Origin of the sequence: Isoptericola sp. NPDC057391 (assembly GCF_042668085.1) — a bacterium.
Lineage (GTDB): Bacteria > Actinomycetota > Actinomycetes > Actinomycetales > Cellulomonadaceae > Isoptericola.
Window position 1 is genome coordinate 1 of the sequence record NZ_JBHVBO010000095.1, and the last position, 13,983, is coordinate 13,983.

11 protein-coding genes and 1 pseudogene are annotated in these 13,983 nt (G+C 73.8%); 6 read left to right on the plus strand and 6 right to left on the minus strand.

Annotated features, from left to right (window positions below; genetic code table 11):
- Positions 1 to 45 precede the first annotated feature (45 nt).
- Positions 46 to 1,443 (minus strand): LVIVD repeat-containing protein, encoded by a 1,398-nt coding sequence (locus tag ACFUVW_RS12760; protein ID WP_430571702.1) that lies wholly within the window; start codon positions 1,441 to 1,443, stop codon positions 46 to 48.
- A gap of 186 nt (positions 1,444 to 1,629) precedes the next feature.
- On the opposite strand from ACFUVW_RS12760, the gene ACFUVW_RS12765 reads away from it, so the two are divergent.
- On the plus strand, positions 1,630 to 2,358 hold the full coding sequence (locus ACFUVW_RS12765) for a DUF305 domain-containing protein (protein ID WP_430571703.1): 729 nt from the start codon (positions 1,630 to 1,632) through the stop codon (positions 2,356 to 2,358).
- Positions 2,359 to 2,421: 63 nt separating this feature from the next.
- Here ACFUVW_RS12765 and ACFUVW_RS12770 read toward each other — a convergent pair whose 3' ends face one another.
- Together ACFUVW_RS12770 and ACFUVW_RS12775 are read right to left on the minus strand one after the other, a co-directional pair.
- Positions 2,422 to 4,656 (minus strand): SpoIIE family protein phosphatase, encoded by a 2,235-nt coding sequence (locus ACFUVW_RS12770; protein ID WP_430571704.1) that lies wholly within the window; start codon positions 4,654 to 4,656, stop codon positions 2,422 to 2,424.
- Positions 4,657 to 4,753: 97 nt separating this feature from the next.
- Positions 4,754 to 5,581: a type II CAAX prenyl endopeptidase Rce1 family protein gene (locus tag ACFUVW_RS12775; RefSeq protein ID WP_430571705.1), complete on the minus strand. Its 828-nt coding sequence runs from the start codon at positions 5,579 to 5,581 to the stop codon at positions 4,754 to 4,756.
- Between the two features lie 92 nt (positions 5,582 to 5,673).
- Here ACFUVW_RS12775 and ACFUVW_RS12780 point away from each other — a divergent pair, with 92 nt between their 5' ends.
- The gene (locus ACFUVW_RS12780; RefSeq protein WP_430571706.1) at positions 5,674 to 7,461 is read left to right on the plus strand and encodes a SpoIIE family protein phosphatase; all 1,788 of its coding nucleotides are present in this window, start codon (positions 5,674 to 5,676) and stop codon (positions 7,459 to 7,461) included.
- Between the two features lie 18 nt (positions 7,462 to 7,479).
- On the opposite strand, the gene ACFUVW_RS12785 is transcribed toward ACFUVW_RS12780, so the two are convergent.
- The gene (locus ACFUVW_RS12785; RefSeq protein WP_430571707.1) at positions 7,480 to 8,127 is read right to left on the minus strand and encodes a heme oxygenase (biliverdin-producing); all 648 of its coding nucleotides are present in this window, start codon (positions 8,125 to 8,127) and stop codon (positions 7,480 to 7,482) included.
- A gap of 169 nt (positions 8,128 to 8,296) precedes the next feature.
- On the opposite strand from ACFUVW_RS12785, the gene ACFUVW_RS12790 reads away from it, so the two are divergent.
- Both ACFUVW_RS12790 and ACFUVW_RS12795 read left to right on the plus strand, forming a co-directional pair.
- Positions 8,297 to 8,926 (plus strand): DinB family protein, encoded by a 630-nt coding sequence (locus ACFUVW_RS12790; RefSeq protein WP_430571708.1) that lies wholly within the window; start codon positions 8,297 to 8,299, stop codon positions 8,924 to 8,926.
- Positions 8,923 to 9,354, plus strand: a complete 432-nt coding sequence (locus ACFUVW_RS12795) for a VOC family protein (protein ID WP_430571709.1) — start codon at positions 8,923 to 8,925, stop codon at positions 9,352 to 9,354. The genes ACFUVW_RS12790 and ACFUVW_RS12795 overlap by 4 nt, the downstream gene beginning before the upstream one ends.
- A 10-nt stretch (positions 9,355 to 9,364) precedes the next feature.
- Here ACFUVW_RS12795 and ACFUVW_RS12800 read toward each other — a convergent pair whose 3' ends face one another.
- Entirely contained in the window at positions 9,365 to 9,892 is a 528-nt protein-coding gene (locus ACFUVW_RS12800) for a hypothetical protein (RefSeq protein WP_430571710.1), read from the minus strand.
- 154 nt (positions 9,893 to 10,046) lie between these two features.
- On the opposite strand from ACFUVW_RS12800, the gene rlmC reads away from it, so the two are divergent.
- Together rlmC and ACFUVW_RS12810 are read left to right on the plus strand one after the other, a co-directional pair.
- On the plus strand, positions 10,047 to 11,321 hold the full coding sequence (rlmC, locus tag ACFUVW_RS12805) for a 23S rRNA (uracil(747)-C(5))-methyltransferase RlmC (protein ID WP_430571711.1): 1,275 nt from the start codon (positions 10,047 to 10,049) through the stop codon (positions 11,319 to 11,321).
- Between the two features lie 119 nt (positions 11,322 to 11,440).
- Positions 11,441 to 13,090, plus strand: coding sequence for a M20/M25/M40 family metallo-hydrolase (locus ACFUVW_RS12810; RefSeq protein ID WP_430571712.1), 1,650 nt, complete (start codon positions 11,441 to 11,443; stop codon positions 13,088 to 13,090).
- Between the two features lie 96 nt (positions 13,091 to 13,186).
- Here ACFUVW_RS12810 and ACFUVW_RS12815 read toward each other — a convergent pair.
- Positions 13,187 to 13,983, minus strand: a pseudogene (locus ACFUVW_RS12815) (hypothetical protein); the annotation flags it as partial.

Below are 13,983 nucleotides of genomic sequence, written 5' to 3' on the forward strand. Positions count from 1 at the left end.
CGGCCCACCCGAGAGGGTGGACCGGCCGCCGTCGTCGTCAGACCCTCAGAACTTCTCCTGCATCTGCGGGTTTAGGGACCTGAGGTTGGTCTTCGCCTTCCCGTCGATCCGGTCGTCGATGTCGAACGTGTCGAAGCCGATGCCCAGGTCGTTGGAGTAGGCGTAGCCGTTGTACCAGTAGGTGGACCAGGTGCCGCCGCTGGAGACGCCGGCGCCGCGGTCGAACCAGGCGAGCTCGCGCGGGTTCTTCGAGTCGGTGAAGTCGAACACCGAGACCCCGCCCTGGTACCAGGACTGGACCATGAGGTCCTTGCCCTTGACCGGGATCAGCGAGCCGTTGTGCGCCACGCAGTTCTCGGTGGCGTCGTTGATCCGCGGGATCTTGTAGTAGCTCTGGAACACGAGCTTCGTGCCGTGCTTCCCGGCGTGCTTGCCGCCGTGCCTCCGGTCCCTCTCGATGTCGTAGATGCCGTTGGCGCCGAGCTCCGGGGCGTACTCGCCGGTGCAGGTCGCCAGCCCGCCGCCGCCGAGCTCGTCGGTGAACACGACCTTGGTCGCGTCGTTGTTGAAGGTGGCCGAGTGCCAGAACGCGAAGTTCTCGGTGTCGCGGACCGTGCTGATCACCTTCGGGTGGGCGCGGTCCTTGATGTCCATGAGGATGCCGTCGCCCATGCACGCGCCGGCGGCGAGGTCGTACTTCGCGTAGGTCGTGATGTCGTGGCAGCCGGACGTCGCCGAGGCGCTGCGGTCCGGGTCGCCCCCGTAGCCGCCCTTCGGGAAGAGGTTCGGCGTGCCGACGAGCCGTGCCGCGGCCGGGTCCTTCATCGGGACCTTGACGATCGAGATGATGTCGTGCGGCGGCTGGCAGTCCGGGTAGGACGAGCTCGGGCTGTACGACGAGACGTAGACGTACAGGTCCTTGCCGTTCTTGGACGGCGCCAGCGAGTGCGTGTGGGAGCCGCAGGCCGTCTCCACGGACTTGACGTACTCGGGCTCCAGCGGGTCGGAGATGTCCCAGACCTTGATGCCCTCCCAGGCGTCCTTCTCCGTCGCGGGGCGGGTCGTCGAGGCGCACGAGTCGTCGCTGCGCGACGAGTCGGTGGAGAGCACCAGGACGTCGCCGTAGACCGAGACGTCGTTCTGCGAGCCCGGGCAGTACACCTGCAGCGCCTGGACCGGCTCCTCGGGGTCGGACAGGTCGTAGACGGTGAAGCCGTCGTAGTTGCCCGCGAAGGCGTACTTGCCCTGGAACGCGATGTCCGAGCCGGTGCCCTGCAGGGCGCCGTTCTTCGGGTTGTTGCTGAGGTGCTCGATGTTCGACGACGCCACCTCGCCGGGCGGGACGTCGGGCTCGGCAGCGTCGGAAGCCGATGCGGGGGTCGCGAGACCGAGCGTTCCCGCGGCCAAGGTCAGTGAGAGGGCGACGCCGGCGACGCCTCTCATCCGTGAACTGCTCGTCCGTGGACTCCTCATCCGTGAACTCCTCATCCGTGACTCAGGGCTGGACGACGCGCGAGCGCCACACCTCGTTGTGTTGGTCACCCTGAGTGTCGTCTGGAAGCATCCTCCCCACCAGGCGTGCGGGCATCTTTTTACGCGGTGGCAACACCCTCAGGAGAGGATCTTCCGGTGACCTCAGACCCCAGGCTCCGTCGCACGACCGGCCGTCGCGCCGTCCTGACCTGCGTCGTCGTGCTCGCCGCGGGCCTCGCCGCGGGGTGCACCGCCGAGGAGCCCGAGCCGGCCCCGACGCCGTCGTCGGCCGTGCTCGCGCCGGGCAGGCCCGGCGAGCCGGCCCGGACGATCGCCCCCGAGGACTACGACGGCATGGACGACGCCGACGTGGTGACCGACGCCGACGCCGAGTTCATGACGACGATGATCGGCCACCACGCCCAGGCCGTGGAGATGGCGCAGCTGGTCCCCGAGCGGTCGACGTCGGAGCAGCTCGCGAAGTTCGCCGAACGCATCCGGCTGACGCAGGAGGGCGAGATCGACTACATGGGCCGTTGGCTCGAGGAGCAGGGCCTCCCCGTGCCCGCGGTGGCGACGGCGTCGCCGACCGCGCCGTCGGACGGGAGCGGCCCGCGCGCCCCGCAGGCCCACGACCACGACTCGATGCCCGGCATGCTCACCGACGCCGAGATGTCGGCCCTGGCGGACGCCGACGGCACCGCGTTCGACCGGCTGTTCCTCGAGGGCATGATCAAGCACCACGCCGGCGCGCTGGAGATGGTCGACGACCTCAGCTCCGCCGGGCGCGACGAGACCGTGCAGGAGTTCGCCGCGAACGTGGCGGCCGACCAGATCGCCGAGATCGACCGGATGTCCCGGCTGCTCGACGAGCTCCCCGGCTGAGCCCGGGCTCAGCCCGCGCGGGCCACCTCCGCGACGAAGGTCCGCAGCAGCGGGGTCTCGCCGTCAGCCGCGGCCCAGGGCCGTCACCATGAGCATCGTGGAGTCGTCGTCGGACTCGAGCCCGGCGAGCTTGTGCTCGATCACCTCGAGGTCGCGGGTGAGCCCCACGGTGGAACGAAGGTCCTCCAGCCGCTCCGGGAGCCGCGTGCCGCGCCGTTCCACGAGCCCGTCCGTGTACAGCAGCAGGGACTCGCCCGGCGCGAGGTCGACGCGTCCCGCCCGCACGGTCTCGCGCATCGCCCCGACCGGAGGGTTGCGGACCACCTCGACGAACCGGGCGCCCTCCGCGTCCGCGACCACCGGCGGCAGGTGGCCGGCGCAGACGTAGTCGACGGCGCCCGCCCCTGTCCCGGGGTCGACCTCGAGGATGCCGACCAGCAGCGTGGCCATGTCGTCGGTCAGGAGCGTCCGGGCGAGCCGGTCGAGGCCGCCGGCCGCCGTCGCGACGTCACGGTGCTCCAGCAGCAGGGACCGCAGACCGTTGCGCAGCTGGTTCATCGCCGACGCGGCGGGCAGGCCGTGCCCGGCGACGTCGCCGATGACGAGCGCGGTGCGGCCGTCCGGCAGCTCGAACGCGTCGTACCAGTCGCCCCCGACGCTGCCGCCGTCCGCGGGCCGGTAGCGGGCCTCGAGCCGCCACCCGGGCAGGACGGGCAGCTCCGCCGGCAGCGAGGAGTGCTGCAGCACCAGCGCCGCGCCGAGGTCGGGCCGCGAGCGCCGGTACAGGAGCTCGACGACGGTCCGGCGCGCGACGAGCGCCGCGCGGACGTCGTGGTCCGACCAGGGCTCGCACGTGCCGTGCACGGCCTCGCGCCACGCCGCGAACGACTGCCGCGGGCCCACCCGCACGACGGCGCCGCGCTCGTCGCGGTCGACCGTCTTCGCGTGCGGGTCGCCGCCCCACGTCACCTCGCGCGCGACCTCGCGGCGGAACAGGGCGAGCAGGTCGCCGTCCGGCAGCGGGGCGACGAGCGCGCCCGCGACGTCGCCGAGGCGGTCGGCGAGCTCCGGGTGCTCGCCGCGCAGGTCGTGGGACGCGTACACCGGCTCCGTGCCACCGTCCTTGCGGGGCCGTGCGGTCCGCCGCACGGCGTCGACCACGACGTCGGGCGCGTCGGGGACCAGCCCGACCGACGCCGTGACGTCCCCGAGGCGGACCACCGCGCCGTCGACGCCGAGGATCCGCAGCAGCCCCGGCTGCGCGACGGCGTCGGCGACGGGGTCGTCCTCCGCCCGCACCAGCGCGCCGAGCGCACGGGAGACCTCACGGGCCTGCTGCGCGTCGTCCGCGGCGGCCCGCACCACCATCTGCAGGGACAGCCCCGACGCGAGCGCCTCGGCCGCCGCGCGGACCTCGAGCGACGGGGTGTGCGGGCCGTCGACGTGGTGGCACGCGACCATCCCCCACAACCGTCCGCCCTGCAGCAGGGAGATCGACATCGAGGCGGCGACGCCCATTTTCCGCAGGTACTCGACGTGCACGGGAGACACCGCGCGCAGGCCGGCGAACGAGAGGTCGGTCGGCTCGCCGCGGGCGGGCAGCAGCGCGGGCACCAGGGGCCGGGGCACGGACGCGACGTCGTGGATGAGGCGCAGCCAGCTCTTCTCGTACAGGGCCCGCGCCTGGGGCGGGATGTCGCCGGCCGGGTAGCGGTGGCCGAGGAAGGGCTCGAGGTCGGCGCGGCGCGCCTCGCCCACGACCTGGCCGTGGTGGTCCTCGTCGAACCGGTAGACCATCACCCGGTCGAAGCCCGTCACCTCCCGCACCCCGCGCGCCGTGAGCTCGTACAGCTCCTCCAGCGAGGCGGCCGTCGCCGCCTGCCCGAGCACCGTGTACGCGGCGCGGTACGGCTCCGCCGGGTCGGCAGCCTGGTCCGCGAGCGGCTCGAGCTCGACGATCACGACGCCCTGCGGGTTGCGGTGGGTCGACGCGACCCAGGTACGGCCGCCGAGCTCCACGCGGTGGAGGGCGTCCGCGAGCGGCCCGCCGTCGGTGACGTCGTCCAGCCGGAGGGCCGCCGTGGCCTCGTCGCCGAGCACCGCGGTCAGTGAGAGGCCGAGGACGTCGGCCGGCTGCGGGCCGAGCAGCTCGGCCAGGTTGGCGGAGGCCTGCACCACCGTGCCCCCGTCGAGCACGAGCAGCGCCCCGCGGGGCTGCACCGCGCCGGGCACGTGGATGGGTTCGGCGGCGCAGGCGTCGAGGGCGACGTCGTCCGGGCCGTGCTCTGGGTCCTGCATGTCGACCACACCCGTTCCGGGCTCGTCACCGCTAGCTGCCGCGTCTTGGCATGGCGCACCCTTCCATACCGGCGAGCCCGCTCCAAACGGCCCGGGATCAGGGGGCGGTGACGAAGACGTCGAAGAGCTCCGGGTGGTGGCCGTGCACCAGCACGGCGAAGACGACGAGGTCGAACAGCAGGTGCACCGCCACCACGTAGGTGAGGCTCTTGTAGCGGCTGAAGATCCACCCCTGCACGAGGGCGAACGGCACGGTGAGCAGCGGGCCCCACTCGCGGTACCCGAGCTCCCACAGGAACGACACGAAGATCGCGGCCTGCAGCACGTTCGCGGTCCACAGGCCGAAGTGCCGGCGCAGCAGCGCGAACACCGTGCACACGAAGAACAGCTCGTCCCAGATGCCGACGGCGTTGACGCCGACGAACAGCCGGGCGACGTCCTGCCCGCCCTCGAGCTCCGGCCAGTTGAGGTAGGCGCCCGAGCCCAGGAAGTACCACGGCAGCACGAGGTAGCCCACCGCCACCACGACGACGAGGTACGCGTACTGCCCGCGCGACCAGCGCCGGCCGGTCGCGACGGGGAACCGCACCGCCCCCGCGCCGTCGTCGTCGCGGAACCAGAACCGTGACGCCGCCCACGGCACCAGCACCGCGAGGGACAGCACGACGGCGAACCGGGCGATGCCGGCGTCCGAGAGGTCCGCCTCGAGCGAGATCGTCGAGATGATGCCGAGCGCGACGGCGACGAGCCCGAGGTCGCGGCCCAGCCGCCGGTCGACGAGCAGACCCAGCGCGACGCCCGCCACGAGCGGCACGTAGGCGAGCGGGCGCACGTGCACCGCGAACAGCAGCACGGCCGACGCGGACACGAGGGAGGCGGCCAGGATCCGCGGCAGCGCGGCGGGGGCACGGCGGGTGACGTCCATCGTCCGGCGAGGATATCCGGCGGCCTGCGTGGGAGAATCCGGGACATGGTCGCGGGTCGCCGAGCGCACAGCCGTGACGGGGGTGCGCGCCCGTGACCCCTCGATCCACCGACAGGACGGCGCCGGACCAGGACGCGCCGGCGGCCGGCGCCGTGCAGGCGCTCGTCGCGGCCGGGCTTGCCCGGCCGGTCGCCGACGAGTCGTTCGACCGCTTCGCGCGGCTCGTGCAGCGCCAGGTCGACGTCCCCACCGCCCTCGTGACCCTCGTGCTGCCGGACTCCCAGGTGTACCCCGGGGCGCTCGGGCTGCCCGACCCCTACCAGGCCACGCGGCGCACCACCCTCACCGAGCCGTTGTGCGGCGAGACCGTCCGGACCGGCCAGCCCCTGGTCGTCGAGGACCTGCGCGCCGACCCGCGCTTCTCGAGCCGGGAGACCGTCACCGAGCTCGGCATGGGCTCCTACGCGGGCTTCCCGATCTTCGACCGGCACGGCACCGCCGTCGGCACGGTGTGCGCGCTGGACACCGAGGCGCACGCGTGGAGCTCCACCGACCTCGCCACGCTGGCGGACCTGGCCGCCGCCTGCACCGCCGAGCTGCGGCTGCGCCTCGAGCGGCAGCGCGCGCACCGCATCCAGCAGGTCGCGGTGCACGCCACGCGCCGCACCCGCATGCTGCTCGACCTCACCGACCGGTTCGCCGCCGCGACCACGCTCGACGAGATCGTGGACGCGTTGCGCACCTCGGGCCCCGGGCTCGGCACCGTGTGGGCCGCGCTCGCGCTCACGGAGCCCGGCGGGTCCGGCCTCACCCTCGTGGAGCGGGACGGCGCCTACCCGTACCTGCCGCGGCACTGGCGCTTCGACGACCCCGCGGTGGCGTCCGTCGCCCGCGCCCGCCGGGCGGCGTTCTACCGCGACGGCGCGGCCGCCCTGCGCGCCCAGCCGACCTGGGAGCCGTGGATCGACCCCTCCCTCGGCGGGCTCGCGCTGGTGCCGATGGTCGTGGACGACCGGCTGCTCGGCGTCGTCGTGCTGCTGTGGCGCGGCCCGCACGAGCACGACGACGAGAGCCGCCGCACGGCCGCCACGCTCGCGTCGTGCGTGGCGCAGGCGCTGGTGCGCATCCGGGTCCTGGAGGACCGGCACCGCGTGGCCACCACGCTGCAGGCGGCGATGCTCACCGACCTGCCCCACGTGCCGTACCTGGAGCTGGCGTCGACGTACGCGTCAGCGACCCGCACGGACAAGGTGGGCGGGGACTGGTACGACGCCGTCGAGCTCGACCCGCGCTCCACCGTGCTGATGATCGGCGACGTCACCGGGCACGACATGCAGGCCGCCGCCCGCATGGGCCAGCTGCGCGCCATGCTGCGCACCCTCGCCTGGTGCCAGGACGCCCCGCCGGCGCGGCTGCTGCGCGAGCTGGACCGCGCCAACCGCGGACTCGGGCTGACCGCGAGCGGCACCGCCGTCGTCGCGCGCCTGGACCGCACCGGCCGCGGCGAGCCGGGCAGCGGCGACGACCGCTGCCGGCTGTGGTGGGCCAGCGCCGGGCACCCGCTGCCGGTCGTGCTGCGCGCCGACGGGAGCGTGCACGAGCTCGACGGCCGCCCCGACCTCATGCTCGGCGTCGACCCGTCGGTCTCCCGGCGCGACCACGCGGCCGAGCTCGGCCCCGGCGACACCCTGGTGCTGTACACGGACGGGCTCGTGGAGTCGCGCACCGCGACGTTCGCCGCCCGCGCCGCGGACCTGCGCGGCGTGCTGGCGGACCTGCGCGGCAGCCCGACGGCCGAGTTGCCGCAGCGGCTCGTCGACCGGATGGTGCACGGGCAGCAGCGCGACGACGTGGCCGTGCTCGCCGCCCGGGTCCGCTGACCCGGGCGGACAGGGCCGTCAGGGGTGCGCGACGCCCAGCTCGACGAACATCGCGCGGTTGAGGCGGAAGGCCTCCTGCGCCTCGGAGACGGCGAGCTCGACCTCGGTGTCGTCCAGGTCGAGCCCGTCGAGACGCTCGCGGTACACGTCCTTGAACGGCTTGGCCCTGGGGATCTCGGGGAAGTCGTAGAACTCCAGGCCCGCCGCGCCCATGCGGTAGTGCCGCTGCATCATCCGCCGGATGACCTGGCCGCCCGAGAGGTCGCCGAGGTAGCGCGTGTAGGCGTGCGCCGCGTAGCAGGCGACGTCGCCCCCGACCGCGTGCAGCCGCGCCACGTAGCGCTCGGTCGCGGGGAGCACGCGCACGACGTCGCGCCACCCGGCGCCGTAGAGGTGGGCGAGGTCGCGCTCGATCGCCGGCACCCGTGTGAGCTCGTCGAAGACCAGCCCGCGCCCGCGCTCGTCCGCCCGCATCCGCTCGCTCGCGCCTTCGAGGGCCGTGTAGACGGCGAGCTGCTGTGCGGCGAGGTCGGCGTACGCGGCGACGTCGAGCCGCCCCCACAGGAGCCGTTCGACGAACCCCTCGGACTCTGCCTGCGAGTGCTCCGCGCGCGTGCCCTCGCGCAGCCGGACCGAGAGCAGGGCTGCGTCCGCGAGCACCGTCATGGGACCTCCAACGTCGGGTGTCGTGCCAGGTCATGGACGACCGGCAGTACCGAGGTAGTGACAGTTCGTCACGACCTGGCGTCACCATAACAGTCGAGGTAAGGGTTGCCTACCCTGATCTTGCAGCGCGGTCGCGCGAGCTGTCGGTGCCGACGGGCAGTCTGGGCCGATGACGACGAACGAGCTGCCCCCGGACGCCAAGGTCGTGCTGCACCGCTACCTGCGCTCGGCGCGGGAGGCGCTGGTGTGGAAGGTCGAGGGGCTGCCGGAGCGGGAGGCCCGGATGCCCCGCACGCCGACCGGCACCAACCTCCTCGGGCTGGTCAAGCATGCGGCCACGGTGGAGATCGGCTACTTCGGGGGCGTCTTCGGCCGCCCGTGGCCGCACCCCGAGGACGCGCCGTGGCTCGCGGCGGCGGACGCCCCGGACGCCGACGCGGACGCGCTGCAGGCGGAGTTCTTCGCCACCGCCGACGAGCCGGCCGCACGGATCGTCGGCCTGTACCGGCAGGTGTGGGACTTCGCCGACGCCACCATCGATGCCCTGCCGCTGGACGCCGCCGGCCACGTCTGGTGGTGGCGCGAGGGGCGCCGGGACGTGACCCTGCACCAGATCCTCGTCCACGTGACCGCGGAGCTGAACCGGCACGCGGGGCACGCCGACATCCTGCGCGAGGAGGCCGACGGATCCGTCGGCCTCGTGGCGGGCAACGACAACCTGGCGCAGGGTTTCGACTACGCCGCGTTCACCGCCACGGTGCGCGGCATCGCCGAGCAGTTCCCGCAGGAGGCCCGATGACCGAGGAGCGTGCCACCGCCGTCCCCACCATCCGGCAGGTCGTGCTCGACACGACGGACGCCCGCGGCCTCGCCGAGTTCTACCGCGAGCTGTTCGGGCTCGCGTACCGCGCCGGCGACGAGGCGCCACGACCCGGGGCGCCCGACCCGCGGGGTGCCGACTGGCTCGTGCTGCGCAACCCGGGCGGCGTGCCGCTCGCGTTCCAGCAGGTGCCGTCGCTGCCGCCGTCCACCTGGCCCGACGACGGCGTGCCGCAGCAGCTGCACCTCGACGCGACCGTGCCGGACGTCGCCGAGCTGGACCGCCAGCACGAGCGCGCCCTGGCTCTCGGCGCGCGGCTGCTGCTCGACCGGTCCGACGACCCGGAGGAGCCGCTACGGGTCTACGCCGACCCCGCCGGCCACCCGTTCTGCCTGTTCGTGGGCTGATCGCGAGGCCTCAGCCCCAGGAGTCGCAGCCCCAGCCGTCTCCGTCCGCGTCGAGGCGGTGGTAGTCGTTGCTGCCGACCCAGACCTTCTTGCGGACGTCGGAGCAGTCGAGGTCCTTGCCCGGGTAGTTCCACGGGCCCTTGACGTACGTGCGCACGTAGTCGGTGGCGCGGTCGGCCTTGAGGTTGCTCTTCCCGGCGAACTTGACGATCCAGGTGCCCGACCGCGACTGCGAGTGCTTGTAGCCGTACGCGCCCTTGCGGTTCGTCTTCACGGTCGCGATCTTGACCGGCTTGGCGTCGCCCGCCGGGTCGAACCACACGGCGATCGCCTTGCCGGCGGACGGGGCCACCCAGCGGCCCGCCTTCTTGAACTTCAGGACCCCCGCCAGGGTCACGGTGCCGCGCACGGCGACCGGCTCCGGCTTGGCGTTGAGCGTGAGGTTGGTCGGGTAGACCGTGGCGGCCTGCGCCGGGAGGGCGGTGGTGCCGAGGCCGACGACGGCCGCGACGAGCACCACGACGATGCGACGGAACATGGGGGCCTTTCGACGAGACGGGTCCGGGGAATCGTACGGTCGCCGGTCCTCCCGGAGCGGTCGTCGCGACCTCATTTCACCCGGGCTCGTGACGAGCTTCACCCCCGCTCCGCCGTGGTCGGCGCCAGGGTCCGGGCCCGGCGACAATGGACCCGTGCAGTGCCCCCACTTCGACGCCGGCCGCTGCCACTCGTGCACCCTCCTCGCGACGCCGTACCCCACGCAGGTGGACGAGAAGGTGGCGCACGTGCGCGCGCTGGCCGGCTCCGCAGTCCCTGAGGCCCGCATCGACTGGCTCCCCGCCGTCACCGGCCCGGAGTCCGGGTTCCGCAACAAGGCGAAGATGGTGGTCAGCGGCACGGTCGACGCGCCGGTGCTCGGCATCCTCGGCTCGGCGGCCGGCCCGTTCGCCGGGCAGGGGATCGACCTCACCGACTGCGGCCTGTACCCGCCCGCGCTGCAGGAGTCGTTCCCCGTCCTGGCCGAGCTGGTCACCCGGGCGCGGCTGCAGCCCTACGACGCGACGTCGCCGTCGCGCGGTGCGCGGCGCCGCGAGACGCCGCGGGAGTCCGCGTGGCGGGGCGAGCTCAAGCACCTGCTCGTGACCCTCTCCGCGGACGGCGAGCTCATGGTGCGGTTCGTGCTGCGCAGCCAGGAGCCCGTCGCGCGCCTCCGCAAGCACCTGCCCTGGCTGCTCGCCGAGCTGCCGCAGGTCGCCGTGGTGAGCGTCAACGTGCAGCCGGCACACGCCGCGGTCCTCGAGGGCGACCTGGAGATCGTGCTCACCGAGCGGCAGGCGCTGCCGATGCGGGTCGGCCCCGACGGCATCACGCTGCACCTGCGCCCGCAGAGCTTCTTCCAGACCAACACCTCCGTCGCCACCGCCCTGTACGCGCAGGCCCGCGCCTGGGTGGACGAGGTGGCACCCGCCTCCCTGTGGGACCTGTACTGCGGCGTCGGCGGCTTCGCGCTGCACTGCGCCGCCCCGGGCCGGTCCGTCACCGGCATCGAGATCTCCGCCGAGGCCGTGGCGAGCGCGGGCGCGACCCGCGACGGGCTCGCCGCGCTGCCCGCCGGGGCCGTCGTCTCCGGGCACGACGCCGCGTGGTGGGCCGAGGCCGTGCGCGACGTCCGCTTCGCCGCCGGCGACGCCACCGGGCTCGAGCCCGGGTCCGGTGACGACACCGCCCCCGAGCTGGTGATCGTCAACCCGCCCCGGCGCGGCATCGGCGCCGACCTGTCCCGCCGGCTCGAGGAGTCCGCCGTCGGGCACGTGCTCTACTCCAGCTGCAACGCGGTCACCCTCGCCGAGGACCTGGCCCGGATGCCGTCGCTGCGGCCGACCCGCGCCCGGCTGCTCGACATGTTTCCGCAGACCAGCCACTACGAGGTGCTGGTGCTGCTCGAGCGGACGCCCGGCACCGCCTGAGCCAGGGGTTTCCTGGACGCGCGGTGAGGCCTACGCTCGCGCCAACCGCACCCCGCAACGTCGCGCCGTGCGTCGTGAGCCCGACCCGGGCCCGCGGGGTCACCACCAGGAGGTCGACCGTGAGAACAAGGACGTTCAGCACGGCCGTCGCGACCGCAGCCCTCGGCGGGCTCGTCGTCGCGGCGTCCCTCACCCCCACGGCGACGGCGGCACCCGCCGTCGCCACCGGCAGGCACGGTACCCACGTGCCGGGGCCGGACCTGTCCAAGAAGGTCACCGGCGAACGGGTGTTCCGCCACCTGGAGGAGTTCCAGGAGATCGCCGACGAGAACGGCGGCAACCGCGCCGCCGGCAGCCCCGGCTACGAGGCGTCCGCGCGCTACATCGAGAAGACCCTGCGCAGGGCCGGGTACCAGCCGGAGCGGCAGTACTTCGAGTTCGACACCTTCGACGTGCTCGACCTGTCGGTCACGGTCCCCGGCGTCGACGTCACCCCGGTCCCGATGACGTACTCCACCTCCACCCCCGACGAGGGCGTCACCGCGACGGCGGTGCAACCCGCGATCGCCGACGGCTGCCCCGCCAGCGACGACCCCGAGGCACCGCACGAGGACTCCTGGGCGGGCGTCGACGCCACCGGCAAGATCGCCGTCGTGCAGCGCGGGTCCTGCGCGTTCGGCGCGAAGGCGCTCGCGGCCGGGGAGGCCGGCGCCGCCGGGCTCATCATCTACAACAACGACATCGGCGCGCTCAACGGCACCCTCGGGGAGCGCAACGACGGCTACGCCCCCACGGTGGGCGTCACGCAGGCGGAGGGCCAGGCGATCCTGGCGGCGCTGGCGGCCGACCCCGCGCTGCAGATCTCGTTCGACCTGCAGGCCGTGATCGGCACCGACGAGACGTTCAACGTCATCGCCGAGACGAAGCGCGGCCGGCACGACAACGTCGTGATGCTGGGCGCGCACCTCGACGGCGTGCCGGAGGGCCCGGGCATCAACGACAACGCCACCGGCTCCGCGGCGATCCTCGAGACCGCCGTCCAGCTCAACAAGAGGAGCGCCAAGCTCAACAACGCCGTGCGGTTCGCGTGGTGGGGCGCCGAGGAGCTGGGGCTCGTCGGCTCCGCGCACTACGTCGACGACCTCGTGACGAACGACCCGGAGGGGCTCGAGGACATCGCGACGTACCTCAACTTCGACATGGTCGGCTCGCCGAACTACACGATCGGCGTGTACGACGCGAACGAGTCGACGTTCCCCGCCCCCGTGACGGTGCCCGAGGGCTCCGTCGCGACCGAGGCCGTCTTCACCGACTACTTCGACGGCATCGACCAGCCGTGGGTGGACTCGGAGTTCTCCGGCCGCTCGGACTACGACGCGTTCATCAGCAACGGCATCCCGGCCTCCGGCCTGTTCACCGGCGCGGACGCGATCAAGACGGAGGAGGAGGCGGCGATCTTCGGCGGCGTCGCCGGCGAGGCCCTCGACCAGAACTACCACTCCGCGGGCGACGACCTGTCGAACGTGAGCATCGAGGCGCTGGACATCATGTCCCGCGCGATCGGGCACGCCGCGCAGCAGCTGGCGTGGAGCACCGAGGCGATCAACGGCGTCGAGCCCGGCCGGCCGGGTCACGGCCACGGCCACGGTCACGGCCACGGCCACGGCCACGGCCACGGCGGTGGTCACGGCCACGGTCACGGGGGTGGTCACGGTCACGGTGACGGCCACGGTCACGGCAAGGGCGCGCACGGCTTCGCCGCGCGCTGATCCTGCCCACGTCGCCCGACACGGCCCGCGGGCCTGCCGGGCACCGTCGGACGAGCCCGTCGGGACCGCGGTCCCGGCGGGCTCGACCCGTTCCGGTCAGCAGGTCCTCAGCCACCCGAGCCAGACGCCGCCCTGCCGCTCGAGGGTCACGTCGGGCTCGACGTCGGGCGGCGCGTCGACCGTGACGCTGACCGTGCCGACCCGGTTGCGCCACGACCCCACGTACCAGCCGTCGTCGCACTGCCGTGCTCGCAGCCAGCGGCGGTCCTCGGTGACCTTCACGACCGTCGCGTCGGGGTCGTTCGCGGTGACCGAGTAGACGCCCCGCATCCCCGGCGTCTCGACCTGCACGACGGTCCGCACGGGCGTCGGGTCGGGCGTGGGCGTCGGGGTCGGCTTCGGCGTCGGCTTCGGGGTGGGCGTCGCCGTCGGGGTCGGCTTCGGCGTGGAGGTGGGCGCGGAGGGCGACGGGCTCGGTGACGCGGACGGCGTCGGGCTGGAGGAGCCGGACGGCGTCGGGGACGGCGTCGGCTCGGCCCCCGGGCCGCCGGGCCCCGGCGACGACGGCGGCGTGCCCGGCTGCGTGGCCGGGGGCGGGGTGGTCGACGGGGAGGTCGGCGTGGTGCCGGGCGTGGCACCGGGCATCGCCGGGCCCGTCGCCGGGTTCCCCGGGTCGTCGGTCGGGGCAGGCGGGGTCACGTCCTCGGGCGGAGTCGGCTCGGCCGAGGTGGTCGCGCTCGGCTCGGGCTCGGGCGGGGCGTCCGGGGTGGTCAGCGGGACGAGCGCGGTCACGGTGGTGCCCCAGCCGGGGACGGGGTCGATGTCGAGGCGTCCGCCGAGGACCTCCAGCCGGTCCGCGATGCGGGTGGGGCCGAGGCCGCAGTAGCTCATGC